Raw genomic sequence first — 26,801 nt, forward strand, 5'->3', positions numbered from 1 at the left:
GCCATTTAATAACTTCCCGTAATGAAAGACCTTTTATGACCATCGAGCAACTGCGAGCATGGCTGCGTGACTGGGTCGCCCAGGCCACCGGTGTTTCCCCCGAAGAGATCCTAGATTCCAAGCCGCTGGAAAATTATGGTCTCTCCTCGCGGGATGCTGTAGTGCTATCTGGCGAACTGGAAAATCTTCTCGGTACCCGCCTCGATGCCACCGTGGCATACGAGTACCCGACCATCGAGCTGCTGGCGGATCGTCTGTTGAACGCGCCAGTGGCGCAGCCCGAGGAGCACGCTCCCCAGATAGCGCATGGAGCCGATGTTGCGGTTATTGGTCTTTCGGGCCGCTTCCCAGGTGCAAAGAATGCCCAGGAATTCTGGTCTATGCTGGCGGAATCCCGCGCAGGCACCGGCCCGCTGCCCATGGGCCGGTGGTCCGAGTATTCCGCCGATCCGGTGATGAGCGAGAAGATTGCCCAGCAAAATACCGATGGCGGTTATATCGAGGATATTGCCTCCTTTGATGCCGAGTTCTTTGGTCTTTCCCCACTCGAGGCAGCCAATATGGATCCGCAGCAGCGCATCCTGCTGGAGCTGGTGTGGGAAGCACTGGAAAACGCTGGTGTCCCCGCCAATGAGCTGCGAGGCACGCAGACCGGCGTGTATATGGGATCGACCAATAATGACTACGGCATGCTCATTGGTGCCGATTCCGCCGAGATGCACCCGTATGCGTTGACTGGCATTTCTTCTGCTGTGGTGGCCAACCGCATTTCCTATGCCCTGGATTTCCGCGGCCCTTCCATCAACGTGGATACGGCCTGCTCTTCCTCCCTCGTAGCAGTGAACCAGGCGATGAAGGATCTGCGCACGGGAAGCGCGGACGTGGCGCTGGCCGGCGGCGTGAATATTCTGGCCGCCCCGCATGCGTCCACAGCGTTCTCGGAGTTGGGCGTTACCTCTCCTACGAGCGCCATTCACGCTTTTTCTGACGACGCCGATGGCATCGTGCGTGCCGACGCCGCCGGCGTCCTCGTGCTCAAGCGCTTGGAGGATGCTGAGGCGGACGGCGACGATATCTTGGCCGTCATTAAGGGCTCGGCCGTCAACTCCGATGGCCACTCCAATGGCCTGACCGCCCCGAACCCGGAGGCACAGGAGGATGTGCTGCGCCGCGCCTATGCCGATGCAGGTGTCAATCCGCAGGATGTGGACTATATTGAGGCCCACGGCACCGGCACTATTTTGGGCGATCCGATCGAAGCTTCCGCTTTGGGTCGTGTGCTCGGCGCGGGTCGCGGGGTCGATACTCCTATTTTGCTCGGCTCGGCCAAGACCAATATCGGACACTCCGAATCCGCCGCGGGCGTGGTAGGCCTCATCAAGGTCATTCAGGCCATGCGCAATGACGTCATTCCGGCCAATATCAACTACTCGGCGCCAAACCGCTATATCGATTTCGAGGCCGAGCGCCTCGAAGTAGTTGAGGATCCGCGCGAGTGGCCCGAATACTCCGGCCGTAAGATCGCCGGCGTATCCGGCTTTGGTTTCGGCGGCACCAATGCACACGTCGTGCTCACCGATTACCGCGGCACCCCAGCCGAGCGTGAGCCGCAGCTTTCCACCGAAACGGTCGCGTTGCCGGTCTCTGGCCTCTTACCATCGCGCCGGGCGCGCGCTGCGGCACTGTTGGCAGACTTTATCGAGGCGGAAAAGCCCGCGCTTGTCGACGTCGCCCGGACCGTCGCCCGCCGCAATCATTCCCGCTCGCGTGCCATCGTGATGGCTAGCTCCACCGAGGAAGCGGTCAAGCGCCTGCGCCAGGTGGCCGAGGGTAAGGTATCCGTCGGTATTGCCGCTGCGGATTCCCCGCAGGTACCGGGGCCAGTATTTGTTTACTCCGGTTTCGGCTCCCAGCATCGCAAGATGGCCAAGGACATGATTGCGCTCTCGCCGCAGTTTAAGGCCCGCCTAGAAGAGTTGGATGTCATCGTGGACTTTGAGTCCGGATGGTCCATCTTGGACATCGTCAATGATGATGCCCAAACATATGACACCGAGACCGCCCAGGTGGCCATTACCGCCATCCAGATCGCGCTGACGGACTTGCTCGCTTCCTTTGGCGTGCGCCCAGCCGGTGTGATGGGCATGTCCATGGGCGAGATTGCAGCGGCCTATGCCGCAGGCGGAATTTCCGCCGAGGACGCCATGGTGATTGCTTGCCACCGCGCGCGGCTGATGGGTGAGGGCGAGGCGTCGCTAAGCGATGCCGAGCAAGGAGCCATGGCCGTAGTAGAGCTCTCGGCCGAGGATATTGCCGCGCTTGACGGAAACATCGAGCCCGCCGTGTACACCGGCCCCGGCATGACGACCGTGGGCGGCCCGCGCCAAGAGGTGCTGGATCTGGTGGAAAAGCTCGATGGTGAGGGCAAGTTCGCCCGCGCCCTCAATGTGAAGGCGGCCGGGCACACCTCGGCTGTGGACCCCATCCTGGGCGAGCTGCATGCAGCCATCGCCGGCATGGAAGCCAAGCCGCTGCACACCCCGCTGTTTTCCTCTGTGGATAAGGGCGAGGTCTATCGCCCCGGGACCACCGTGCACGATGAGGATTACTGGCTGCGCATGACCCGCCACTCGGTCTACCTGCAGGATGCCACCGAGGCGGCCTTCAACGCCGGCCATACCCAGCTGGTAGAAATCTCGCCGAACCCGGTTGCGCTGATGGGCCTGATGTCCACCGCCTTCGCCGTGGGCAAGGCAGATGCGCAGCTGCTGTATGCGTTGAAGCGCAAGGTAGATCCCACTGAATCGCTATTGGACCTGCTCAGCAAGCTTTATGTCACCGGCATGCCGGTGGACTTCGGCGCGGTATTTGGCTCCGGTGCGCGCGTAGAGGCACCCTATACTCAGTTCAACCGCCAGCGATTCTGGACCAATGCCCGCCCGTCGGCCGGCGTATCCGGCCTGCCGGGGGCTCGCGTCAACCTGCCAGAGGGCAAGGTGGCCTTCTCTACCAATGCGGACCAGGCGCCGTCTGCGCTGGCCATCGTGGAGGCCGCGGCCGAGACCGTCAAGCCTGGAGCGCGCATCATCGCCACCGAGGAGCATGCCGATCTGCCTCCGCGCGGTGAGGTCACCACGGTGGTAAGCCAGTCCATCGGTGGCATGTCCGTAGCCGTCTACGCTGTCCGGGGCGCGCAGACCGAGCTTTTGGCAGAAGGCTTTGCCTCTGCCTTGGACTTGGGTGCGGCGCCAATCCCGGGCGTGGCCGATGTGCCTGAAGGCTCGAGTGAGCCTGCAGCAACCGAAGAAGTCGATGCCGTGCGCTGGGACCCGACGGAGGAAACCGTGGAGGAACGCCTCGCGCTCATCGTGTCTGAATCCATGGGCTACGACGTCTCTGACCTGCCGCGCGAGCTGCCGCTCATTGACTTGGGCCTGGATTCCCTGATGGGTATGCGCATTAAGAACCGTGTGGAAAATGACTTCCAGATTCCGCCGCTACAGGTACAGGCGCTGCGCGACGCCTCCCTGGCAGATGTTATTTCCATGGTGGAAGAGGCTGTAGCCGGTGGCAGCGTGGATACCAGCGAGATCGCTACTGAAGATACTCCTGCACCGGAAGAAGACGAGCCCGGACAAGGCGTGGGCGTTGCCCCGCGCGATGCCTCCGAGCGCATGGTCTTTGGTACATGGGCCACGTTTACTGGCAAGGCCGCGGCGGGTGTCACTTCGGCACTGCCAGAGGTGAGCGACGAGGTTGCCACCCAGATTGCCGAGCGTCTAACCGAACGCGCAGGAATCCAGGTCACGGCCGAACAGGTCCACGAGGCCGAGTCGCTAGAGACCTTGGCCGACCTAGTCCGCGAGGGGTTGGAAACCGAGGTAGAAGGCAATATCCGCGTCCTGCGCGAGGCTGAGGGTCCTGCCGTATTCATGTTCCACCCAGCCGGTGGCACCACTGTGGTCTACCAGCCGCTGACTCGCCGCCTGCCCGAAGATGTGGCCGTCTACGGCGTAGAGCGAATCGAGGGCTCGCTAGAGGAGCGGGCCGAGGCCTATATCGAGGACATCCTGCACTACGCTCGCGGCCGCAAGGTCGTACTCGGCGGTTGGTCATTCGGCGGCGCGCTGGCCTACGAGGCGGCCTACCAGCTACATCAGCGAACCCAGCGCGGCCAAGACTCGGTGGACGTGGCGTTTATCGCGCTGCTAGATACCACCCAGCCATCCCACCCGGCCCCGGACACGCCGGAAGAAACCCGTGCCCGGTGGGAGCGCTACGCGGCCTTTGCCAAAAAGACCTACGGTCTCGACTTCGAGCCGCCGTACGAGATGCTCGAGACCATGGGCGAGGACGCACTCATGACCATGCTGGCGGAGTTTCTCGCTACTACCGACGCCTCCGAGCACGGCCTAGCCGCCGGCGTTCTGGAGCACCAGCGCGCCTCCTTCGTGGATAACCAGATCTTGGCCAAGATCGATTTCCACCGCTGGGCCGATGTGACCGTGCCGGTTCTGCTCTTCCGTTCCGAGCGCATGCACGACGGTGCGATCGAGCTGGAGCCGCGCTACGCTGAGATTGACCCCGACGGAGGTTGGGGAGTTATCGTTAAAGATCTAGAAATTGTGCAACTGCAAGGCGATCACCTTGCAGTGCCCGACGAGCCGGCCATCGGCATCGTGGGCAAGCATATGGACGAATGGATCGAGGAGAAGATACGTGGCGGCCAAGCAGACAACCGCTGAGAAACTCGCTGACCTGCGCGAGCGCCTAGATAAGGCGCAGGACCCAGGCAGTGAGCGCTCCCGCAAGCGCCGCGACGAGGCTGGGCGCACCACGCCTCGCCAGCGCATCAATGAACTGCTGGATGAGGGTTCCTTCGTCGAAACCGGTTCTTTGGGCAAGACCCCGGGTGACCCCGACGCCATCTATTCCGATGGCGTGGTCACCGGCTATGGCCGCATCTCCGGCCGTCCCGTGTGCATTTATGCCCACGATAAGACCGTCTATGGCGGCTCCGTCGGCGTGACCTTTGGCAAGAAGGTCACCGAGGTCATGGACATGGCGATCAAGATTGGCTGCCCGGTCATCGGTATTCAGGACTCCGGCGGCGCCCGCATTCAGGATGCGGTGACCTCGCTGGCCATGTATTCCGAGATCGCCCGCCGCCAGCTCCCGCTGTCCGGCCGCAGCCCGCAGATTTCCATCATGATGGGCAAATCCGCCGGTGGCGCCGTCTATGCTCCTGTGACCACGGACTTTGTCATTGCCGTGGATGAGGAAGCGGAAATGTATGTCACCGGCCCGAACGTTATTCGCGAAGTCACTGGTGAGGACATTACCTCCGCCGAGCTGGGCGGTGCTCGCCAGCAGGAGCTCAACGGCAACGTCTCCGCGGTCGTTCCCTCTGAGGAGGATGCCTTTGACATGGTCCGCGATCTCCTCGACCACCTGCCGCTGACCTGCTTCGATGAATCGCCGGAATTCGCTGCGCCTTCCGACGCCGAAGTGGCAGAAGACGAAGACCTCAACGCCTTCATGCCGGATGACACCAATGCCGGCTACGACATGATGGATTTGTTGACCCAACTGGGCGACGACGAGGACATCATTGAGATTCAAGAGAACTTCGCGCCCAATATGATCACCGCTTTCGGCCGCATCGATGGTAAGACGGTGGGCTTTGTTGCCAATAATCCCATGCACCTTGCGGGCTGCATTGATGCCGACGCCGCCGATAAGGGCGCGCGCTTTATCCGCATCTGCGATGCTTACAATATTCCGCTGGTCTTTGTGGTGGATACTCCGGGCTACCTGCCGGGCGTGGAGCAGGAAAAGGTGGGGCTTATCCACCGCGGCGCCAAGTTTGCCTTCGCCGTGGTAGAAGCCACCGTGCCGAAGGTCTCGCTTATCGTGCGCAAGGCCTACGGTGGCGCCTATGCCGTGATGGGCTCGAAGAATCTGACCGGTGATATCAACTTGGCGTGGCCTACCGCGCAGATTGCCGTGATGGGTGCGGCCGCTGCCGTGGTGATGATTGCAGGCAAGCAGCTGGAGGCGGCCGAGACCCCTGAGCAGCGCGAGATGACCAAGAAGATGTTCATGGATTTCTACGATGAGACCATGACCGCACCGTATGTTGCGGCCGAGCGTGGCTACCTAGATGCCATGATTCAACCGAATCAGTCCCGGTTGGCCCTCCGCCAAGCGCTGCGCCAGTTGGCCACTAAGCAGGAAAGCGATCTGCCAAAGAAGCACACCATTGCCCCGATGTAACGCCATGTGCTTGGATAGCATATAAAGAGCTAATCCTAGTGAAGGAGTTATCTATGATTTTGTCTAGCGCTGTGGATATCGTCAGCGAGATCATCGCTTTCGTCGCCGACATTCTCAATCAGGCAGGCGTACCGGTAAGCTCCAAGTAAGTGAAGCAAAAAATAAGGAGGGTTAAACCCTCCTTATTTTTATTTGCGGGCGAAAAGCCGCCAGCCAAAGAAAAATAGTGCGGACATCACCGTCGCTACGATAAGGAAGCTCCAGTGCGGCAGGCGGCCATTGACTAGCATCCACAGGGCCATGCCGCCCACGACGGCGCCTAGCCAGACGATGCCGCCTTCCTTCCACTTGCCCTGCACCTTGGCGGCCAGGATGATGGCCCAGCCGATGAGCGCACCTACGGCCCATGGCCAGAAGGCATCCACCCAGGTGGAAAAACTCAGCCCGCCGTGGGCGATGCGGGCGGCCACAGCAAAAAGCATCAAAGCGATGATATCGATGATGGGGGCGATTCTCATGCGTTTTCCTTTCGATTCAAGGCGGCATAGGTAATGCCCTTGCGGGCATAGTGCCAGAAGTAGATTACCCAGCCAATGATGGTGATCAAGGCAAAGGAAATCAGGCGATAGATAATTGCCGCGCTAGTAGCATCCACCGCAGTCATGCCGGTAGCAACCAGGGTGGCGATGATGGCGGCCTCTACCGTACCGAGGCCGGCCGGCGTTACCTGAGCGGAGCCGGCCAGCTTGGCGGTGAGATAAGCCAGCGCCACGCCGGCCATAGTCGTCGTGTCCTCGCCCGCGTGCAGGGCTGGTAGGTGGCCGGTAACGGCCCACACACAGCCCCATAGCGAGACCATATCGATCAGTCGGTTGGCCAGGGAGTAAAAAGATACCCAGGCGAATTGGCGGCGGGTAAGGTGTACCTCTTCCAGATTCTTGACCTGGTCTACGATGGCTTCGCGCTTGGAGCCTTTAATGAGCTTTTGGCGGTTGAGCCAGCGAATGATTTTATCCGGGTGATTGGTCAGCCAGAAGAGGCCGCCGGAGAGCGCCAACATGAGCACGAGGGTGCCGATGAGAGACCACAGTGCCATATCTGCATTGAGGAAAAGCACGCCGCCCAAGCCGATGAGCACGAGCCACATGGTGGAAATGGCAGAGGACAGGACAAAGAACCACCCACACAGCATGACGGAAGCTCCCCACGTGCGCTGCACGTAGAAGGTGAGGATCGCGGAAAAGGCCGGGCCGGCCGGAAGGGTGGTGGACCAGGCATTAGCGGCCAGTGTTAGAGCGGCCGTCTCCGAGGCCGGTACCGTGACGCCGCCGGCGCGAATGAGCAAGCGCATGACCTCGCCCATGGCGAGTACCGCCACGATGGAGGCGATGACTACGAGTGCTACCGCAGCGGGATCGGAGTGGGACAGCCGCGAGAAGCCTTCGCGCAGGAAGTCCAACTCATCGCGGAAGACATAGATCAGGATAAGCAGGACGATGAGCGAGGCGATAAGCCGCAGCCACTTCTTCACTTATTTATCTCCTTCGAGGCGTTGCTTGAGCTCAGAGAAGGGAACAGTCTTGCCGCGGTGTGTAGCGCCACCGGTCAAAGTGGTGGTGGCGTGGCGCAGCCAGCTAGGTGCCCACCAGTTATCTTCGCGCAATAGGTGCATGACGGCGGGCACGAGGAGCATGCGGACAATGGTGGCATCGATAAGCAGGGCAAAAATCATCCCATAAGCGATGTATTTCATCATCACGATATCGGAGAAGCCGAAAGCGCCGGAGACCACAATCATGATGAGTGCTGCCGCGGTGATGATGCCGCCCGTATGCGCGGTACCGGCAGCAATGGCCTCATCGGTTGAGGAACCACGCCGGCGGGCCTCCACCATGCGGGAGACTAAGAAAACCTCATAGTCGGTGGATAGGCCATAGACAATGGCGATGATAAGCACCAAGATGGGGCTCATCAGCGGGCCTGGGGTGAAGTTGAGGACATCCGCGCCTAGGCCTGCGACGAACATCAGGGTCAATATCCCCAACGTTGCCCCCAAGGTCAAAAGCGTCATCACGATGGCCTTGAGTGGCAGCACGAAGGAACCGAAAACCAGCGCCATGAGCAGGAACGTTGCCAGCACCACGTAGAGCGCCATCCACGGCAGCTTGTGGAAGAGCGCATCGAGGGATTCCACCTCCATGGCAGGCGTGCCTCCTACATAAAGGTTCACGCCCTCAGGGGCCTTAATGTCTTCCAGTTCGTGGACGATCTTCGCGTAATCATCGCGATCTTCAATGCCAGCGGAAAGAACGGTCGTGCCATCCTTGGTGGCGGTCGTCGGCGCCATGGGTTCGGTGAGGCCGTCGAGGCCGCGGACCTGCATGACGACGTCGACAAGCTGCTGGTTCGACGCATTTTCCACGACGAGTTTGACTGGCTCCGTGCGGAAGGTGGGGAATTCCTCGTTGAATTTGTCTTGTGCCACGCGGGTGTCTTGGTCAGGCGGCAAGTAGGATTCGTTGATGCCGCCGAAGGTGATGCTCATGATAGGCAGGGTGAGCGCGATGAGCAGGCCGCACACGGCGATGGTCAGCCCGCGAGCATGGCGCATTGCCCAACGCGGCAGCTTGTACCACCAGGTGTCCTCGATGGTGCGGGCCGTCCGCGAGGTACGGCGCACGGACCAGGTATCGATCTTGGGGCCAAGCATGCCAAAAATGGAGGGCAGGACGGTCACCGAGAGCAGCGCTGCTAGGCCCACGGCGGAAATGGAGCCATAGGCCACGGACTTCAGGAAGGCTTGCGGGAAGAGGAAGAGCCCCGAAAGCGCCACGGCGACCATGGCTGCGGAAAAGACTACGGTCTGGCCAGCAGTTGCGGTGGTGGTCGCCACCGCCTCCTCGGTCGACCGGCCCTTGTCCAGCTCTTCGCGGAAGCGAGAGACCATAAAGAGGCCGTAGTCGATGGCTAGGCCGAGCCCCAGCAGCGTGACGACGGCCTGAGCAAAGACATTGACCTGGGAGAATCCCGCTAAAATGGACAGGATTCCTAGTGAGCCCAGGATGGAGAGGCCGCCGACAATGAGCGGCATGCAGGCCGCGACGACGGAGCCAAAGACCACTAGCAGAAGGATGCCCACCAATGGAAGGGCGGCTTTTTCGGCCCGGGAGATATCGTGGGACATGCCGTTATCGAGGGCATCAGCAACCGCGGTAGCGCCCGCAATCTCCACCGGCGCGGAGGTATCCGTAAGCGCGTCCTGGATGGTGCGGAAATCCTTGAGCGTCTGCTCGTCATCGCCTTTGAGCCCGATGGCTGCGAAGGCTAGTGAATGATCATCATTGACCAGGTTCGGGTTCTTCGTATCGAAGTAGCTGGTCACCGAGTCAATTTGGTCCGGGTACTCCGATTTCAGCTGCGCCAAGTGCTGCTTGGCGGCGTCGAAATTCTCATCGGGGGAGTGAAAGAGCAAGATGACATCGCCGGAGTTATCACGGCCAAAAGCCTCTTGCTCGATCTGCGCTGCGCTTGTCGACGCCGCATTGGGATCCTCCCAGCCCTCCTGGCTCATGCGGTCTTCAAGCTGCAATCCAAAGCCCACAAAGAGCGCAAGGATAGCGGCGACGATGATAGCAGGGATGAGCCGACGGTGTGCGTAGGAAAAACGTCCCCATTTCTCAAACATTGGGGCAGCCTCCTAGCGGTTATTAAGCAGGGCAGCCAGAGGACGGAATGGCTGCAGCCATGCACCACCCTCGGGCAGGTTATCCAGGTTGACGCGCGGTAACGGTTCGCGGAATACGCCCTCAATATCTTCCAAATCCACAAAGTTGATATCCGCATGGCCTACCGCCCAAGCGGCATGCTCGTGGAATCCAAGGACTGTAACGGGAACGCCTTCGGAGATGAGTTCTTCCAAAGGCTCTTGGAAGTTCTGGCCATCGGCGGAGGCAACAATGACGCCGGCTAGATCCGCGCGGAGATTGTCGATGTGCTCGAGCATATCCGGATCCACGTCATCATCGTCGTGGATCTTGGGCTTGGCAAAAACACCGAAGCCCACGTTGCGGATGGCTTCTACCCAGGGACGGATGACATCGGCGCCACCTGGGGTGACATTGGTAAAGACATCGGCGCGCGGTTCTGCATCGACATCTTGAGCAAGGTGCACCAGCCAGCGGCCGATAGCGTCGAAGCGCGGGCGGTGGGCGGCGGTGGGTCGCCCGCCCAGCAGGGAGCCTAAGCCCATGTCCATATTGGGTGCATCCCAGACAAGTAAATAGGTGCTCATTTATTTCTTCTCCCAGAGGTACTCCGTAATCACGTGTTCCTTATCTAGGCCCTTGCCCTCGAACTTGGTGATGACCTGGCGGTCCACCAATTGCGGGCACTCTGGCCATGGCCAGCCCTTGTAATCCAGGCTTGGCTCTACCTCGACTAGCTCATCTATCCATTCGGCATATCCGGCGTGGTCAGTAGCGACGTGCAGCACGCCGTCCTTTTTTAACCGAGAGGCAAATAGGTTCAGCGTGCCGGATTGGATGATGCGCCGCTTGTGGTGGCGCGCCTTTGGCCACGGATCTGGGAAGAAGACGCGAATGCCGTCGAGGGATTCCGGCTCAAACATGCGCATCATGACCTCGATGCCATCGCCGCGGATCATGCGGATGTTCTCGATACCCTCACGCTCAATCTGGCCCAGCAGTTTGGCTAGGCCCGGCTTGTATAGCTCGACGGCGATGATATTGGTATCGGCCTCCTTCGGCGCCATGGCGGCGGTTGAGGTGCCGGTGCCAGAACCGATTTCTACGATGGTCTTAGCGCCGCTGCGGCCGAACCAGGAATCGAGGTCAATGACCTCGTCTTCTAGCACGCGGCCAAGCTCTGGCCAGCGCTTTTCAAAAAGCTCATGCTGGTTTTCGGTGAGCGTACCGCGGCGGAAAGTGACGTTGCCTAGGCGCGGGTAATCAAGCTCGTTGTTGAAAACGGCGTTGAAATCGGTCTGTGGAGGGCGGCCTGGGGGCATTTCCCCAGCGCGGGCATTTTGAGAGTTATTTGTGCTATTCATTGCGGCCTATTTTTCCCTGCTTAGCCCTGCCAAGCAATACGCCGCGCCGTGGGGCACTGGTGACGATGGCATCCTGGGTATAACCAGTGGGGCCGGTTGGGGGTGGCAGTCGATAGGTTAGGCACCTGTAGGGGAGGGTAATAGGCCCCCAGAAAGGGGGATGAAAAAAGGCGATTTTTACCACACCACCTTCGTGTGCGCTTGGTGAAGTTCTGGTTAACGCGGTGGATATAACCGGTGTGATGAAATCTGCGCAAATTATTCGGATTGGCACGTTAATCTTGAGGTGGAAGGCACAGTTGGGGTTTCTTACTCCAATTTTCACACCCACCCTCAGGAGAATTACTAATGACCGCCACTATCCCAGGGCTCGTCGGAGAGCTGCCGACTAAAAACGAAAAGCTTATCGGCTGGATCAGCGAGAACGTTGAGCTTTTCCAGCCGGACCAGGTGGTCTTTGTAGACGGCTCCCAGGACGAGGCTGACCGTTTGGCTGGCGAGCTGGTGGAAAAGGGCACGCTTATCAAGCTGAACGAAGAAAAGCGACCTAATTCCTACTTGGCTCGTTCCAACCCTTCCGATGTTGCACGCGTGGAATCCCGCACCTTCATCTGTACCGAGAGTGAAGATGGCGCTGGCCCCACCAATAACTGGGCGCCGCCAGCTGCAATGAAGGAAGAAATGACGGAGGCGTTCCGTGGATCCATGAAGGGCCGCACTATGTACGTGGTTCCCTTCTGCATGGGTCCTATTAGCGATCCGGAACCGAAGTTGGGCGTGCAGCTAACTGACTCCGCCTATGTTGTGCTCTCCATGCGCATCATGACTCGCATGGGTGCCGAGGCCTTAGAGAAGATTGGTGCCGATGGCAACTTTGTCCACGCCCTGCACTCCGTGGGTGCCCCGCTGGAGCCAGGCCAGGAAGATGTGGCGTGGCCATGCAATGACACTAAGTACATCACCCAGTTCCCCGAGACGAAGGAAATCTGGTCCTACGGTTCCGGATACGGCGGCAACGCCATCCTGGCGAAGAAGTGTTACGCCCTGCGCATCGCTTCTGTGATGGCCAAGGAAGAGGGCTGGATGGCTGAGCACATGCTCATCCTGAAGCTCACCAACCCAGAAGGTAAGAAGTACCACGTGGCTGCCGCTTTCCCGTCGGCATGCGGCAAGACCAACCTGGCCATGATTACCCCGACCATCCCTGGCTGGAAGGCCGAGGTCGTCGGTGACGATATTGCCTGGCTGCACCTGCGCGAGGACGGTCTCTACGCCGTGAATCCGGAAAACGGCTTCTTCGGTGTGGCTCCTGGCACCAACTACGATTCCAACCCTATTGCCATGCAGACCATGGAGCCGGGCAACACCATCTTCACCAACGTTGCGCTTACTGATGACGGCGATGTCTGGTGGGAGGAAATGTCTAAGGAGGCGCCAGAGCACCTCATCGATTGGACCGGCGAAGACTGGACTCCGGAATCTTCTACAAAGGCAGCGCACCCGAACTCTCGCTACTGTGTGCCGATTTCCCAGTGCCCGAGCGCCGCTCCGGAGTACGACGACTGGCAGGGCGTGAAGATTGACGCCATCCTCTTCGGTGGCCGCCGCAAGACCACCGTTCCACTGGTCACCCAGTCCTTTGACTGGAACCACGGCACCATGATCGGCGCCCTGTTGGCTTCCGGTCAGACCGCTGCAGCAGAGGGCAACGTCGGCACCCTGCGCCACGATCCGATGGCTATGCTGCCGTTCATGGGCTACAACGCTGGCGACTACTTGCAGCACTGGATCGATATGGGTGAAAAGGGCGGCGACCGTATGCCGTCTATCTTCCTGGTCAACTGGTTCCGCCGTGGCGACGACGGCCGCTTCCTGTGGCCGGGCTTCGGCGAGAACTCCCGCGTGCTCAAGTGGATCATTGACCGTATCGAAGGCAATGTTGAGGCCGAGGAGACCGTCGTAGGCCACACCGCCCGCGCCGAAGATATTGACCTCGAAGGCATCGACTTCGATATCGAGGATGTTCGCGCCGCTCTCGCCGTCGACCCCAAGGAATGGGAAGGCGATATGCAGGACAACGCCAGCTACCTCAACTTCTTGGGCTCCCGCGTGCCGTCCGAGGTATGGGACCAGTTCCATGCTCTGAAGGAGCGTGTTGAGAACGCCTCTTAAGAACTAGGCCTAGCTAGCCCCCAGCAACATCACTGTTGCTGGGGGCTACTTTTGTAGCACCAACGTCAGGTTAGACACCGCAAACTCCCGCACCCCTGGCACACGGGTGAGCCACCAAGCCCAGCTGGGATGGTAGCGGGGGAAGGCGAGTTGGAGCGCGCCGGTGCTCTGCGCCCAGGCAAGGCCGGCGGAGCAGGGGACGTCGAAAAGCGAAGTGCCAAAGACATTCTTGGGCGGATGCCCGTGGCGGCGGGTATAGCGATCGCGGGCAAACTCGCCGCCTATGTAGTGCTCCCACAGGCCGGTCTCGTGGCCGCCAAAGGGCCCGAGCCATACCGTGTAGCTCAGGATGGCGAGCCCACCGGGGCGGGTTACGCGGAGCATCTCCTCGCCCATATCCCAGGGATTGGGGATGTGCTCGGCCACGTTGGAGGAATAGACTACGTCAAAAGAGTCATCGGCAAAGGGCAGGTTGGTGCCGTCTCCGCGCACAGAATTGCTTAAGTGGATGCCGGCCGCAGACATTTCGCCGGCATCAGGCTCCAATCCCACGTAGCGGGCACCGCGGCGGGCAAAGGCATCCGCAAAATAGCCCGGTCCGCCGCCCACATCGAGCACCCGTGCCCCAGGAAGCTGCACGCCCAAGTCGCGGCCGAGACTATTTACCAGGGCGGCCGTATCTTCCGCTAGCCCGCCGTAGAAAATCTCGGGGCGCGTCTGCTCAAAGCGGAAGGAACGCAGCAGCCGAAAGGAGCGGCGCAGCGTGGCCATCTCACGGGTATGTCTCATAACCCACTAGGCTAATACCTCACGATGAAGATTCTTTTACTTTGCTGGCGCGATTCCACCCACCCGCAGGGTGGTGGCTCGGAGCGCTATTTGGAGCGCGTGGGCGAGTACCTGGCAGCCCAGGGCCACGAGGTGGTCTTTCGCACCTCCAAGCACATGAATGCCGCCCACCGTGAGGTGCGCGACGGCGTGCGCTATAGCCGCGGTGGCGCCAAGTTCGGCGTGTATCCGCGTGCCTGGGCGGCGATGCTGGCTGGCCGCCTAGGACTGGGCGATCTGCGCGGTGTGGATGCGGTAATCGATACCCAAAACGGCATCCCTTTCTTTGCTCGCTTGGTTTCTGGCGCACCGACGGTGCTGCTTACCCACCACTGCCATCGCGAGCAGTGGCCGGTGGCGGGTCCCCTCTTGGGTCGGCTTGGTTGGTTCCTTGAGTCCCGCGTGGCCCCGCGGGTCTATCGCGGCGCGCCCTATGTCACCGTGTCCGAGGCTTCCCGCGAGGATTTGGAGGCGCTGGGTATTAAGGGCGCGCACATCATCGCCAATGGCCTGGACCCGGTTCCGGACCACGTTCCTTCCCTGGAACGAGAGTCCGAGGTGCACCTGGTCACGCTTTCGCGCCTGGTGCCTCATAAACAGATTGAGCATGCCATGGATACGGTGGCGCAGACCCCGGGCGCGGTCCTGGACGTCATCGGCTCCGGCTGGTGGGAGGCTAACCTGCGTGCCTATGCCGAGGAGCATGGGGTAAGCGATCGCGTGCGCTTCCGCGGCCAGGTGACCGAGGACTATAAGCACGCATTGCTCGCCCGTGCCGATGCCCTGCTCATGCCCTCGCGCAAAGAGGGGTGGGGACTAGCAGTAATGGAGGCGGCCCAACATGGAGTTCCCGCCGTTGGATATACGTTTGGCCTGCGAGATAGTGTAATTAACGGCGAGACCGGCATCCTGGTAGAGCGCGAGGAAGACTTCGTGGCGGCCACCAAGCAGCTGCTTGCCGACGCCCCACTTCGCCACACCCTCGGCTCCAACGCGCACGATTTTGCCGCTAGCTTCTCGTGGGAGAAGACCGGCGAGCAATTCGCGGAATTGCTGCAAGGGCTAGTAGCGGACCAGCCATCCACAGCGCGGTAAGAGCCCACGGAACCTGCGGCCGCGGCGCGCCCGTTTCCGCGGCAATGGCACCGTCCACCACGACCACACCGACGCCGATTTCGGCCAGCCGGTCCATATCGTGCGCATTCCACGCGCGCAGCGCCGCGCGGTATTGCGGTGAGGCTTGGTCCACCACAGTGCCATCCACGCTTAATTCCCCCGATTCCACCATGGCCACCGCTTTGGAATAGGGATCTACAGCCACACCGCCGGGAACCTCCACGAGGTTGGCGCGGTCCGGGAAGAAGGCCACGCGGCCGTCGATCTCGCGCACTAGTTGCTTATCTACTCCCGTATCCCGCGGCGCGAGCACCGCAAGCTGTCTTGGAACCGGAATCAGTTGTACGGCCGCGGCCACGGTTGCCAGCGCCGTCGGCAGGTTCGGCAGCGCGCCTAGTGAGGCCACATAGAGCGGCAACGCCAACATAGTCAGCTTCCCGCTATCGCGCAGCAGCGCCGCCCCCGGTATGTGATCAATGGACCACACCAGCGCGCCGGGAACCAGCCAGAAGAACATCGCCCCGCCGAGACCAATCGCCGCGAGGACGCTTAACCGCACGGGAACCCGCCACGCCCCAAGTAGGGCGATGACCGCCACGATGACGCCGCATATCGCTAGGCCGATTGCAGCCTCCGAATTCCAGATGCCGCCCAGGCGCAGCAGCGCGCCGCCGGTGCCTACGTATCCTTCCGCGCGCGGGCTAAACGCGGCTACCGCCGCCGCAGTATCGCCAGGAGCAGCGGGATGAAAGATACCCGGAATGGCCCACGGCAAGCACAAGATCGCGCCGCCAAGCGCCACCCGCTTCCGGCAGGTTATCGCCGCGGTCACCACGGCAAAGAGTCCACCCGTGGGGGTAAGCGAAGCTGCCCACATAGCCAGCCATGCCACCCAGCTGCGCTGCTTTCCGGCCCACGCGATGACCGGCAGTAGCCACGCAGCAACCGCAAGTGACCACTGGCCCTGCAGGAGGCGCTCGATGACGAAGGGATTGGCCACCCCCACCGCCATCGCGCTCACCGCGGAGGCCGTGGATCGCGCCCAATGCGCCGCCGTGAGCGCGGAGGACGCGGCGGCGGTAAAAATCAACACCCTTGCCGCCCACGCACCGCCTACCAGGGCCAAGAAGCCGTCTTGGGGAGCGTTGCGGGCGGGCAAACTCCCGCCGCCAAAAGCAGAAGGGGAAAGCGCCGGATGGTCAAGCAGCGCCATATCGCGCCATAGAAACTCGCCGGGCAGGACGAAAGGCCAACACACCGCGCCCACGAGTATTACGCCCCATGCGAGGAGGAAAAGACTCCTAGCCTTCACGATGACGGCGCATGTACATATAGGCGGCACAGAGCAATAGACCAACGCCGATGGCTTTGCCTGCCCAGCCAACTACCATCAGGGCACGGATGGTGCGAATCACGGGGCGCACCTCATCGAGGCGCTCTGCACGGGTGTCATCGGACCAGCGCATATCAGCGGCGAAGAGGGAGCGATCCTCCGTATCGTCATTGGCCACCATGGTGCCGGCTTGTTTTTCGTCGGCGGCGAAGAAAATCTTGATATTCTCCCGCATGTCCACAATGGTGCCGGTGGTGGGTTCCACGGAGATATCGCGGCCGACGGTGTAGAAAGGCTCTACCGTTACTCGGGAGTTGGCGTCGAGGCCTAAAAGTTGGCGCGATTCGGCATCGTAAAAACGCTTAGCCGGGCCAGACAAGCGGAAGTCCTCGACCGTTAGTTGCTGATTTCCGGTGCCGGTATCGACTTCGGTGGTGATATTTTTGCGCATATCAGCCAAGGAAAGCGGCTGGATATCGTGGTGGAAGGAATAGGTAGGAATACCGTCGAGCTTCTCCGTGGTGGTGAAGTCCACCGCCGTAGAGGCTTGCGCGGCCAGATCGAAAAAGGGATAGGAGCGTTGCTCGGTTCCGGAGGGAAAGAAGTAGTTAATTCCATCTCGCTCGAAATCGGTGCGTGCCATGCCCGTATCTAAGGCCGGCAGGATGAATTCCCACTTATCCTTCGGGGCAGCCACCGGGTAGGTGGATTCGCGGTTCAACACGGAGTGCTCGGTGATTTGGGCGAGGGGAGTATCGCCGGCGAGCAGGCGAGATAGAGAATCGGATTGAGCGAGCGCATCATCTTCTGCCACTTCAGAGGTAGTGGTGTTGCGCTCGAAAGTGAGAAGGTCATGGTGCAGGTAGCACCAGATGGGTGCCTTCTTTTCCTGACACTGTGGGTCTTGGCTATCGCCAGTAGCTTTGGCGCCGGCGATGAACTCGGGCGCTTCCATCCACACGCCGGCAGACGGCGCGGTGACGGTATTGATGTTTTGGTCGAAGGCGAGCGGGCGAGTCTGATTGTTATACAGTGGCGGCACTACGGTGCCCAGCACTAAGAAAATGACGGCGGCAATGACAACCCACGCCAGTGGCGAGCGTGGCCAAAGGTAGCGTTTCATTGCAGTAATATGTCCAATCAGTTTCAGGTCGATTCGGGGTTAGGAGCAAGCGTGCAGCCGCAGGCATCTGTGAAAAGCGTACCCCAGCATCTGCCGGAGCTAGACAGTCTACGCGCGGTCGCCTCCCTTGGAATCATTGTCACCCACGTGTCTTTTCAGACCGGAACTGGGTGGGGCTTTGCGGGGCGCTTCGACTATTTTGTCGCCGTTTTCTTTGCCCTCAGCGCCTTCCTGCTGTGGCGCCGCCGCGGCCTGCACACCTTATCCGGCTACGCGCGCTCGCGCGTGGCGCGTCTGTTGCCGGCTTATTATGCCTGCGTGGTGGCGGTGATGCTCCTGCTTCCCGACGCCCACTCGCTCACCCTTACCCAGCTGTTTAGCAACCTCACCTCCACCCAGATTTATGTGGTGGACGGGTTAGCACCAGGGCTTACCCACCTGTGGTCGCTGTGCGTGGAGTTTTTCTTCTACCTTGCTTTGCCTTTGCTGGTGTGGCTTCTTGGGGCGCTACCGCGGCGTTGGCGGATAGCAGTCATCGTGCTGGGCGGAGTGGTCAGCTGGGCGTGGGGATTTGTACCCTTTGTGGCCGATTACGCCAAGGATCAGGTCAATTCCCAGATTTGGCCGCCGGCGTACGCCTCCTGGTTTGCCGTGGGAATGGTGGCCGCCGAATGCGAAGAAGCCGGAATCGGCCGGCGCGTGCAGCGCGTGCTGCAACCACGTTGGGCATGGTGGCTTGCGGCCGTGGCCGTGCTGTGGGTTGCTAGCCGTGAGTGGTTTGGGCCGCAGGGACTCATCCATCCAGAACCCGCGGAATTTTCCCGCCGCATCATTGCGGGTGCGGCCTTTGCCGCATGTGTAGTGGTGCCAGTAGCGCTTGCTCCGCGGGACAAGTCCTGGCTGACCAGTCCGCTTATGCAGGCACTGGGCGCGTGGTCTTATTCCATTTTCCTGTGGCATGTGGCCATCTTGGGGCTGGCTTTCCCCCTTACCGGGGTACCGCTCTTTAGCGGAAAGCCACTGGATTTTTGGGTGATTCTGGCCGTAACAGTGGCGGCCACCGTGGTGGTCTCGGCCGCGAGCTATACGCTCATTGAGCGTCCCGGCCGGCATCTTCTCCTCGGTCGGAAACGAAAAGACAGGCCACGCCCGCGGCACACAAGCAGCTAAGCAGGAGCGAATCGCCCGCATAGGAACCTGATGTCCACGGCGCGCGGGCAAGGATGGCCCCGGCCGCAGCCACGACACCGGGCGCGAGGTAGGCGCGCGGAATGGTAGTCCAACGCACCACCAACCAGGTGGCCACGGCCGCCACCGCGGCTGGCCAGCCGGTCAGGCCCAGCGCGCCGAGTGCAACCACGGCCGAGGCTGCGCCGCCGCGCGGCGCGTGCCAAGTGGGCCGGGACGGGCGCCGCATGGCCGCCAAGATGCACAGGCCGAGGGCAAGTAGCCCGAGCGCGCCGCCGAAGAGGAGGGTGGCGCGGTAGATCGGCTGGGCGGCAAAGGTCAGGCGGAAGTCGCCGGAGCGGCCGGCTGGGACGACGAAAGCTTGGGTGGCGGCATCGATCTCGCGCGAGGCGAGCTCTTCCTCGCCCAGATATCCGCGCAGTCCCTTATTAAAGGCGCGACCGGTGACCAGGAGACGATCTTCGTCAGCGGCCTCGATCGAGTACCCAGTGGGCTCGGAGGAACCCGCAGGTTGCCACCCCACCTCGCGCAGGCTTACCCACGGCCCAGTGGTGCGCACGCGGTGCGTGCCAGGAGTAAGGGTGAGGGAATCGCCGGGGGAGTAGCGGTGGGCGTCGATAAGCACGGGCTTGGTGGAGTCCACCGTCACCCGCATCGGGCGCGGTGCCGTGAAATCGCGGATGAGTACGCCGGTATCCTGCAGCATGTGCTGGAAGAAGAATTGGTGCACGTCAGGGGAGGTATCCGGCACGGTCACCACGCGCTCAACCGGTTGACCCTTCACCCCTAGCTCCGCGATGCCGGTGCGGTGGGATAGCTCCACGCGGATGGCCTCGGTATCGCCGCCGGGAACGCGGACCTCATGTGAACGGAAGGCCTGCAAGTCCACGTCTACTGCGGCGCTGCCAGAGCGCACGGTCACCGTGGTGGCGCTGGTGGCCATGAGCTTGAGACGCGGTTGAGTGAAAGAGCCGCGTAGTTCAATCCACCCGGAGTCATCGCCCGGCGCGGGCCACCAAGCGGTGGAGTTTTCCCCATCCACCGCGGCCGTGGCGGATTTTTGCGGCTGCGCGCCGCCAAAGGCCGTGGCATCGGCCGCCGAGGAAGAAACCGCCACGGAACCACCGTGGGTTTCCACCTGGGTAAGCGGCCCAGCGGAGGGATAATCGCGCAGGCGGTTATTCACGTGGCGGGGATCGTCTGCCGCCAAGGGCGCGGAGATGGGGCCATCGAGGGTGCCGTAGTTGCGGTCCGTGAGCGCCGGGGTATCGGTGACGATATCGGCGTCGCGATCGACGAGCTGTCGGGTGGTGGGGGTGGAGTGGGCGTCGAGAAGCGCCAAGGCTTCCCCGCCGCCGGCCACGCGCACTGGGTCCGTGGGCCCTAAGGACATGCCGGTGTGGTTGAGCAGGATGACATCGACCTCGCCGAAGCGATGGACCTCGCCGCCAAACTCGCTGGCTAGGGCATCGTCCTCCCCAGTGAAGAGATCATGGCGCACCATGACCGCGCCGATGCCCAAGCGTTGAAGGGAGCGCACGCCGGTGGCCGGATCCTCCTTGAGTGCGGCCATTACGCCGTCGAGCCCGCGGATTGCCTCTGGGGGCACAAGTGGAATGGCATCGCGCACGGCCCAGGGGACATCGAGCAGCGGCTGGGCCGGCTCGTCACGCGTCCATCCCCAGGTCTGCCGGGCAAAGGACGCCTCTGGGTAGATAAGGGTGCGGGTATCGGCGGCGTGGGTATTGATAAAGTCCGTTGCCTCCTGCCAGTAGGAAGGCACCTCCTTATAAGCACCCAGCGGCAGTAAGCGCTGCGACCACGCCGGGGAAACCACTGCGATGCACAACAGCAGCGTCAGTGCGCCTAGCGTCTGCTTCTTGCTGGGGCGCAAGTTTCTTGGCAGCGGCAGGTTCGCGCAGGCGCGCGCCACGCCCAAAAGCAGGGGGATGCGCACCAGCGGATCGAATTTATGCAGGTTGCGCAGCGCTGCCAGCGGGCCATCGAGCGCATCGAGATACCACGCCGCCTGGCAGCCCAGCACTGCGATGCCCACCACCAAGACTATGGACCACACGCGCGGCAGCTTGGTGAGCCCATACATGCCCACGGCTGCGATGCCCATGGTGACGAGCACGAAGAAGGACTCGGTGGCTAGCTCGTAGCCGGCCACGCGCTCGGTATCTACAAACGGCGTCCAACTCGTGGTTCCGCGCAGGATCTCTGGCAAGTTAAGCCAGCGCGTGGTCACGCGGGCGGATTCGATGAATTCCGTAAACGGCGGGGCATAGCGGCCAAGCACGACGAGCGGGCCGATCCACCACGCCGATACCGCCAGGCACCCTAAGAGCCAGGCCGCGCCCGGTTTGAAGGCGCGGCGGTAGAGCAGGATTACTGCGGCCGGGATACACGCCGCGATGGTGGCCGTGGCATTGACCGCCCCCATCAGCGCCACGGGGATGGTGGCCGCGGCGGCATCGCGCCACGTGAGCTTGGCATTGAGGAAGGGCAGGATAACCCAGGGAGCGAGCATGACCGGCCAGGTCTCAGAAGAAATGGCGGTCAGGGTAGAAAGCGCGCGAGGCGAGAGCGCGTAGAGCATCGCTGCCACCCAGACCCACCAGCCACGCAGGCCCACCTTGCAAGCGAGCTTATGGAAGCCGGTGAAGCCGACGCCCAATACCAGCAACCACCACAAGCGCTGGGCCACCCAATCGGGCAGGGGCTGGGTTAAAACGAAGAATGGGCCCTGGGGAAAGAGGTAGCCATAGGCCTGATTCTGCAGCTGTCCCAGGGTAAAGGTATCCGTATAGGCGCTTAGCGCCCCGCGGAGAAAGTGCAGCGGATCGGCCGCCAGATCATGCTTGGTATCGGCCGCCGTCAGCCCCCACGGCTGCACGAGGAGGATGAGTGCTAGGGCAAGAATCCCCAGCGGGTAGGGGCGGGCAAGCCGCCCGCGGAGGGTACTCACACCTAGTTGCGGGATCCGTACTCAGGGCCGCCCAAAACCGCATCGGAGGCAGAAACCGCATTGCCTTCCGGCACGGTATCGGTGCCGGAGAATTGTGCGATGCCGATGATGGTGATGACGCCGAGCGCGATGCCCACAACAGCGCTACCGATGGCGGGGCCAAGGGTGCGCTTGTTCAAAGAATCGGTTTCCAGAGCCATGGCTAAAGATATTAGCAGCTATTTAGAAGTATTCGGCCTCATCGTCGTCCGCGTCATCTTCGTTTTCCTGCGGCACGATAAAGACGGGGAGGCCGGCATTGCGCACAATCTGGTCTGCGGTGGAGTTGGTCCACCAGGCGCGGAAGCCGGTCAGGGCGCGGGTGCCGGTGACGATGACGTCCACGTCCAGCTCGTGCGCGGCATCAATGATGGCGGAGGAGATGGTGGTAGCGGATTCCACCAAGTGGGCGCGGCCGGCTAGGCCCAAGCTTTCGGCCAGCTCGATGCCTTGGCGACAAATCTTCAGAGCCTCCTCATAGGCCGGATCCTCCTCGACGCGGTCCGGGGAGACGGTGGACTGGTGCATTCCGGTGCGGCTGACGGTGCGTGCGGTCTGCCGGGCTACCGGTTCCCAGGCGGTGAGGATTTCCACCGTGGTAGGGCGCAGCAGCTGGGCCGCGTACTCGAGGGCGCGGCCGGCTCGTTCGGTGCCATCGTAGGCAATTAGCATTGTCTCGCCGTTACTCATGTCACTAGTCTACCCACCGCTTCAGACAGAACGCGAGGAATATTGCACACTAGAAGGCATGAAAACTCCGCGCATTCTCGCCAGCCTCGCCCTCGTGACGGCCCTGGGCGCCTGCTCCACCTCCGCCCAGAAGGACAATGAGGGCCAGGACTCCACCACCGCGGCCACGTCGAGCTCAGCTGCCGCGACGCACGAGACGCAAGAAGAGACGTCGCAGGAAGAAGTCCCGCAGCAGGACATCCACGCCATGGCTGCTTCCGTGCTGATGCCCCCAGTCACCAACTACGACGATGCTAAGGCCAAGTTGGATGCCGGAGTGGGCGGAATCTTTATCCCTAGCTGGGCGGATCCAAACCTGCTCCAAGAAGAGGGCCGCGATATTAATGCCCTGCGTCAGGAAGTAGGCCGCGACTTTGCGGTCTCTATCGATTTTGAGGGCGGGCGCGTGCAACGTTTCTCGGAGATTTTGGGCGAGTATCCCGCACCACAACAGATGGCGGCCGAGCGCTCTCCGCAAGAAGTGGAGGAGCTCGCGCACGAGATTGGTACGAGCCTTAAGGCGCATGGCATTAACGTGGACTTCGCGCCGGTGCTCGACGTCGATGGCAACGGCCTGGAAGTTGTGGGCGATCGTTCCTTTTCCACCGATCCAGCCCAAGCAGGCGAGTATGGCGCGGCCTTTGCACGCGGGCTGGATTCCGCCGGGGTCAAGGCCGTATTCAAGCATTTCCCGGGTCACGGCCGCGCCTCTGGCGATACCCACCTTGCTGAGGCCGTTACCCCGCCGCTAGAAGAACTAGAAGGACACGAGTTCATTCCCTTTAAGACCGCTCTTCCCCAAGCGCCTAATGCCGCCCTCATGATGGGGCACCTTGCCGTACCCAGCCTCGGCGATGGCCAGACGCCCGCATCCATGCTGCCGGAGGCTTATGGCTTGGCCCGCGATGTATTGCGCTACGACGGCCCTATTTATACAGATGATATTGGCGGTATGAAGGCAATTGCGGATTCGCTCCCGCTTGCCGACGCCGTCGTGACCTCCCTCAATGCCGGCGCCGATATGCCCCTGTGGTCCACCGACGGCGACATTAACGCGGTGATCGACGCCGTCGTCGGCGCCGTCGACGAGGGCCGCCTGCCGCTCGAACGCCTTGAGGACGCGGCCCGCCATGTCAGCGTTCCACCCACCGATGCTGTACCTGAGGCTGCACACGACTAGGAAAAGTGCTACTAAAACCGTTAACCTTTAAGGCGTGAAGAAGGCAGAAGGAAAAAACGGTGCTAAAGGCTGGCTCATCGCGCTTGGTGTATTTGTCGGCCTTGTCCTGATCGCGGGCATTGCTTATGCCTGGGATGTCGCGGCAAACCAGGACAAGATTCCGCGCGCCGTCTCCGTCAACGGCGTGGACATCTCCGCCATGGATCGCACCGCAGCCGTGGAGAAGCTCGAAGACGAGCTCGCGGGTGTAGAAACCGAGCCTGTGAGCGTCACCTCCGGCGACCTCCACACAGAACTCGTTCCTTCCGAGTCTGGCCTTGCGCTGGATAACCAGCGCGCCGTGGACAATATTGCGGAGCCTTCCCTCAATCCCTTCACCCGCCTGTATAGCTTTTTCCGTTCCACCCGGGACATTCCGGTAGAAACCAACGTGGACGAGGCCCAGCTGCAGCCGGCCTTGGACCGCGTGAAGAAGGATCTATCCACCGAGCCTGTCGATGGCATGCTGGAGCTCAACAACGGCGAACTCAAGGTCACCGACCCTAAGCTTGGCCAAACCGTAGATGCCGGCTCCTTGCACAACGCGGTCACGGATAATTGGCTCGATTCCGAGGGCGTGAAAGTGGACCCAGAAGAGGTAGAACCAGCCATCAATGATGCGGCCATCGAGGCCATGCGCACCGGCGATGCCGCCAAGGCGCTGGATAATCCCATTACCTTGAAAGCCAAAAATAATGTCACCGCTACCCTGAATAAGCCGGAGATTTCCCAGTTCACCAGCATTGAAAAGAAGGACGGCAAGCTCAAACTCGCCGTGGATACCAACCGCGCGCAGGAGCTACTAGCCGAGCGCTCCGAGGGTGCCGATGTCCCCGGCGTGAACGCCAAGGTTTCCTTTAACGGCAACGACAAGCAGGTCACCCCGTCCGAGGATGGCGAGATCATCGACTGGGGACCGACCATGAAGGACTTTGACAAGCGCGTGACCAGCGATGACCGCGAGTGGGATGCTACTTACAAGCCGGACCCGGCAGAGTTCACCACCGAAGATGCCAAGAAGGCGACCTTCAACGACACCGTGGGCGAGTTCACCACCGAGGGCTACTCCGCTGCTTCCGGCAAGAACATCGAGCTGGTGGCCCAGCAGGTCAACGGCGCCGTGGTCAACCCGGGAGAGACCTTCTCCCTCAACGGCTACACGGGCCCTCGCGGCACGGCGCAAGGCTACGTTGAGTCCGGCATCATTATTGATGGCCACTCCGGGTCCGCCGTGGGTGGCGGCATTTCCCAGTTCGCCACCACTTTGTACAACGCTGCCTACTTTGCGGGCATGGAAGATACCGCCCACACCCCGCACTCGTACTACATTTCCCGCTACCCGGCCGGACGCGAGGCCACCGTGTACGAGGGCGCCATCGATCTGCAGTTCACCAATACCTTCAATACCCCGGTCCGCATCGAGACAGACTTCGGCGGCGGCAAGATTACCGTGCGCCTGAAGGGCACCAAGACTGTCGACGTCGAGTCTGTGAACAACGGCCGTTGGGCCAATACCGACCCGCAGCCCATGTCCGTCCCAGGCAGCGACTGCTCGCCTTCCTCTGGTGCGCCAGGCTTTACGACGTCCGATACCCGCATCATCAAGGACCTAGGCGGCAAGGAGCTCTCCCGCGAGACCACCACCACGGTCTACGACCCGCAGCCCATCGTCCGCTGCGGCTAGTAGACTCGGCGTCATGGAAGAGCTAACCCTTACTACGCTCATATTCGGCAACGTGGTCATTGAGTCCAACCTGCGTGGGGCAGAGCTTCGCATCTACAGCGAAGACTGGCGCGGATATCAGCTCCGCACCGATTGTGGGGTGACGTTCCGCGCCCCGCTAGATGACATCCGCGGCACTGTTCCTGAGCGCGATCTTGCCGCGCTCACGGAGAAGTTCTTTCAACCAGCCGCCGCAGAGTTGGAAGCACACTATCCAGGCGGGGTAGAACGGGCACAAAAAGAACTTGCCCAGTGGCTAAGCACGAAAGCATAGAACGAAGGTGCCCCGAAACTTCCCCCAAAAAATTTGGAGCCGACGACGGGAATCGAACCCGCGCCAACAGCTTGGGAAGCTGTAGTTCTACCATTAAACTACGTCGGCACTGCGCGTTTGTGCGCTCCGGCCTACTATACACCGCGGCCCTCGGCATGAGTAGAATTGGGGCCGTGCTTCTTTCAGATCGTGATATCCGCTCCGCCATTGACGCCGAAGAATTGGGCATCGAGCCTTTCGACGGCGAGCTCATCCAGCCCTCGTCCGTAGATGTGCGTTTGGATAAGTACTTCCGTGTCTTCAATAACTCCCGATATACGCATATCGATCCCAAAGAGGAAATGCCGGACCTCACCACCTTGGTGGAGGTAGAAGAAGATCAATCCTTCATCCTGCACCCGGGTGAGTTCGTGCTCGGTGCAACGCTGGAAAAATTCACCCTGCCGGCAAACTTGGCTGGCCGCCTAGAGGGCAAGTCATCCCTTGGCCGCTTGGGGTTGTTGACGCACTCCACCGCGGGCTTCATTGATCCAGGTTTTTCTGGTCACATCACCTTGGAGCTTTCTAATACCGCTAACCTGCCCATTGCCTTGTGGCCGGGCATGAAGGTGGGGCAGCTGGCTATCTTCAAGATGACTTCACCAGCCGAAAGCCCTTATGGCACCGGCACTTTGGGTTCGAAGTACCAGGGCCAGCGCGGCCCGACGCCATCGAAGTCTTACCTGAATTTCCAATAGGCTTA

General features: G+C 61.3%; 20 protein-coding genes and 1 tRNA gene. 9 read left to right on the top strand and 12 right to left on the bottom strand.

The window, feature by feature from the left end; all coding sequences use genetic code 11:
• Positions 1-35 precede the first annotated feature (35 nt).
• Positions 36-4,745, top strand: coding sequence for a type I polyketide synthase (locus L8V01_RS09215; protein WP_269946773.1), 4,710 nt, complete (start codon positions 36-38; stop codon positions 4,743-4,745).
• Positions 4,720-6,276, top strand: coding sequence for an acyl-CoA carboxylase subunit beta (locus L8V01_RS09220; RefSeq protein ID WP_269946774.1), 1,557 nt, complete (start codon positions 4,720-4,722; stop codon positions 6,274-6,276). The genes L8V01_RS09215 and L8V01_RS09220 overlap by 26 nt, the downstream gene beginning before the upstream one ends.
• Before the next feature lie 188 nt (positions 6,277-6,464).
• On the opposite strand, the gene L8V01_RS09225 is transcribed toward L8V01_RS09220, so the two are convergent.
• From L8V01_RS09225 to trmB, 5 genes are read right to left on the bottom strand one after another with little or no spacing between them, the layout of a single operon-like run.
• Positions 6,465-6,794 (bottom strand): DUF3054 domain-containing protein, encoded by a 330-nt coding sequence (locus L8V01_RS09225; RefSeq protein WP_269946775.1) that lies wholly within the window; start codon positions 6,792-6,794, stop codon positions 6,465-6,467.
• On the bottom strand, positions 6,791-7,807 hold the full coding sequence (locus L8V01_RS09230) for a lysylphosphatidylglycerol synthase transmembrane domain-containing protein (protein ID WP_269946776.1): 1,017 nt from the start codon (positions 7,805-7,807) through the stop codon (positions 6,791-6,793). Before L8V01_RS09230 ends, L8V01_RS09225 begins: the two co-directional genes overlap by 4 nt.
• Entirely contained in the window at positions 7,808-9,961 is a 2,154-nt protein-coding gene (locus L8V01_RS09235) for an MMPL family transporter (RefSeq protein WP_269946777.1), read from the bottom strand. It abuts the gene before it with no gap.
• A 12-nt stretch (positions 9,962-9,973) separates the two neighbouring features.
• Positions 9,974-10,567, bottom strand: a complete 594-nt coding sequence (locus L8V01_RS09240; protein WP_269946778.1) for an NYN domain-containing protein — start codon at positions 10,565-10,567, stop codon at positions 9,974-9,976.
• The gene (gene trmB / locus L8V01_RS09245; RefSeq protein WP_269946779.1) at positions 10,568-11,344 is read right to left on the bottom strand and encodes a tRNA (guanosine(46)-N7)-methyltransferase TrmB; all 777 of its coding nucleotides are present in this window, start codon (positions 11,342-11,344) and stop codon (positions 10,568-10,570) included.
• Positions 11,345-11,692: 348 nt separating this feature from the next.
• Between trmB and L8V01_RS09250 the strand changes: the two genes are divergently transcribed.
• A complete protein-coding gene (locus L8V01_RS09250) occupies positions 11,693-13,516 on the top strand; it encodes a phosphoenolpyruvate carboxykinase (GTP) (protein WP_269946780.1) in 1,824 nt (607 codons plus the stop codon).
• A 45-nt stretch (positions 13,517-13,561) separates the two neighbouring features.
• Here the strand turns inward: L8V01_RS09250 and L8V01_RS09255 are convergent, their stop codons facing one another.
• Positions 13,562-14,305 carry a class I SAM-dependent methyltransferase gene (locus L8V01_RS09255; RefSeq protein WP_269946781.1) on the bottom strand — a complete coding sequence of 248 codons (744 nt, stop codon included), beginning with the start codon at positions 14,303-14,305 and terminating at the stop codon, positions 13,562-13,564.
• Positions 14,306-14,329: 24 nt separating this feature from the next.
• Here L8V01_RS09255 and L8V01_RS09260 point away from each other — a divergent pair, with 24 nt between their 5' ends.
• Positions 14,330-15,439, top strand: a complete 1,110-nt coding sequence (locus L8V01_RS09260) for a glycosyltransferase family 4 protein (protein WP_269946782.1) — start codon at positions 14,330-14,332, stop codon at positions 15,437-15,439.
• On the opposite strand, the gene L8V01_RS09265 is transcribed toward L8V01_RS09260, so the two are convergent.
• Positions 15,354-16,802, bottom strand: coding sequence for an MmpA family trehalose lipid delivery protein (locus L8V01_RS09265; RefSeq protein ID WP_477100059.1), 1,449 nt, complete (start codon positions 16,800-16,802; stop codon positions 15,354-15,356). The two genes, L8V01_RS09260 and L8V01_RS09265, sit on opposite strands and share 86 nt — an antisense overlap.
• Complete coding sequence (locus L8V01_RS09270; RefSeq protein WP_269946784.1) at positions 16,762-17,916, bottom strand: PorA family protein; 1,155 nt, start codon at positions 17,914-17,916, stop codon at positions 16,762-16,764. The genes L8V01_RS09265 and L8V01_RS09270 overlap by 41 nt, the downstream gene beginning before the upstream one ends.
• Positions 17,917-17,925: 9 nt before the next feature.
• On the opposite strand from L8V01_RS09270, the gene L8V01_RS09275 reads away from it, so the two are divergent.
• Entirely contained in the window at positions 17,926-19,086 is a 1,161-nt protein-coding gene (locus tag L8V01_RS09275; RefSeq protein ID WP_269946785.1) for an acyltransferase family protein, read from the top strand.
• On the opposite strand, the gene L8V01_RS09280 is transcribed toward L8V01_RS09275, so the two are convergent.
• From L8V01_RS09280 to L8V01_RS09290, 3 genes are read right to left on the bottom strand one after another with little or no spacing between them, the layout of a single operon-like run.
• Entirely contained in the window at positions 19,007-22,075 is a 3,069-nt protein-coding gene (locus L8V01_RS09280) for an alpha-(1->3)-arabinofuranosyltransferase domain-containing protein (RefSeq protein WP_269946786.1), read from the bottom strand. The two genes, L8V01_RS09275 and L8V01_RS09280, sit on opposite strands and share 80 nt — an antisense overlap.
• A gap of 2 nt (positions 22,076-22,077) precedes the next feature.
• Positions 22,078-22,275: a DUF2613 domain-containing protein gene (locus tag L8V01_RS09285; RefSeq protein WP_005325448.1), complete on the bottom strand. Its 198-nt coding sequence runs from the start codon at positions 22,273-22,275 to the stop codon at positions 22,078-22,080.
• Positions 22,276-22,297: 22 nt separating this feature from the next.
• Positions 22,298-22,804 carry a universal stress protein gene (locus L8V01_RS09290; RefSeq protein WP_269946787.1) on the bottom strand — a complete coding sequence of 169 codons (507 nt, stop codon included), beginning with the start codon at positions 22,802-22,804 and terminating at the stop codon, positions 22,298-22,300.
• Positions 22,805-22,862: 58 nt separating this feature from the next.
• Here L8V01_RS09290 and L8V01_RS09295 point away from each other — a divergent pair, with 58 nt between their 5' ends.
• From L8V01_RS09295 to L8V01_RS09305, 3 genes are read left to right on the top strand one after another with little or no spacing between them, the layout of a single operon-like run.
• Positions 22,863-24,023, top strand: a complete 1,161-nt coding sequence (locus L8V01_RS09295; RefSeq protein WP_269946788.1) for a glycoside hydrolase family 3 N-terminal domain-containing protein — start codon at positions 22,863-22,865, stop codon at positions 24,021-24,023.
• Positions 24,024-24,057: 34 nt separating this feature from the next.
• The gene (locus tag L8V01_RS09300; protein ID WP_269946789.1) at positions 24,058-25,746 is read left to right on the top strand and encodes a VanW family protein; all 1,689 of its coding nucleotides are present in this window, start codon (positions 24,058-24,060) and stop codon (positions 25,744-25,746) included.
• 13 nt (positions 25,747-25,759) lie between these two features.
• Positions 25,760-26,059, top strand: coding sequence for a hypothetical protein (locus tag L8V01_RS09305; protein ID WP_269946790.1), 300 nt, complete (start codon positions 25,760-25,762; stop codon positions 26,057-26,059).
• A 34-nt stretch (positions 26,060-26,093) separates the two neighbouring features.
• Here L8V01_RS09305 and L8V01_RS09310 read toward each other — a convergent pair.
• Positions 26,094-26,167 (bottom strand) — tRNA-Gly (locus tag L8V01_RS09310).
• Positions 26,168-26,232: 65 nt separating this feature from the next.
• On the opposite strand from L8V01_RS09310, the gene dcd reads away from it, so the two are divergent.
• Entirely contained in the window at positions 26,233-26,796 is a 564-nt protein-coding gene (dcd, locus tag L8V01_RS09315; RefSeq protein WP_269946791.1) for a dCTP deaminase, read from the top strand.
• Positions 26,797-26,801: the final 5 nt, after the last annotated feature.

The organism is Corynebacterium curieae (assembly GCF_027570035.1).
Classification (GTDB): domain Bacteria; phylum Actinomycetota; class Actinomycetes; order Mycobacteriales; family Mycobacteriaceae; genus Corynebacterium; species Corynebacterium curieae.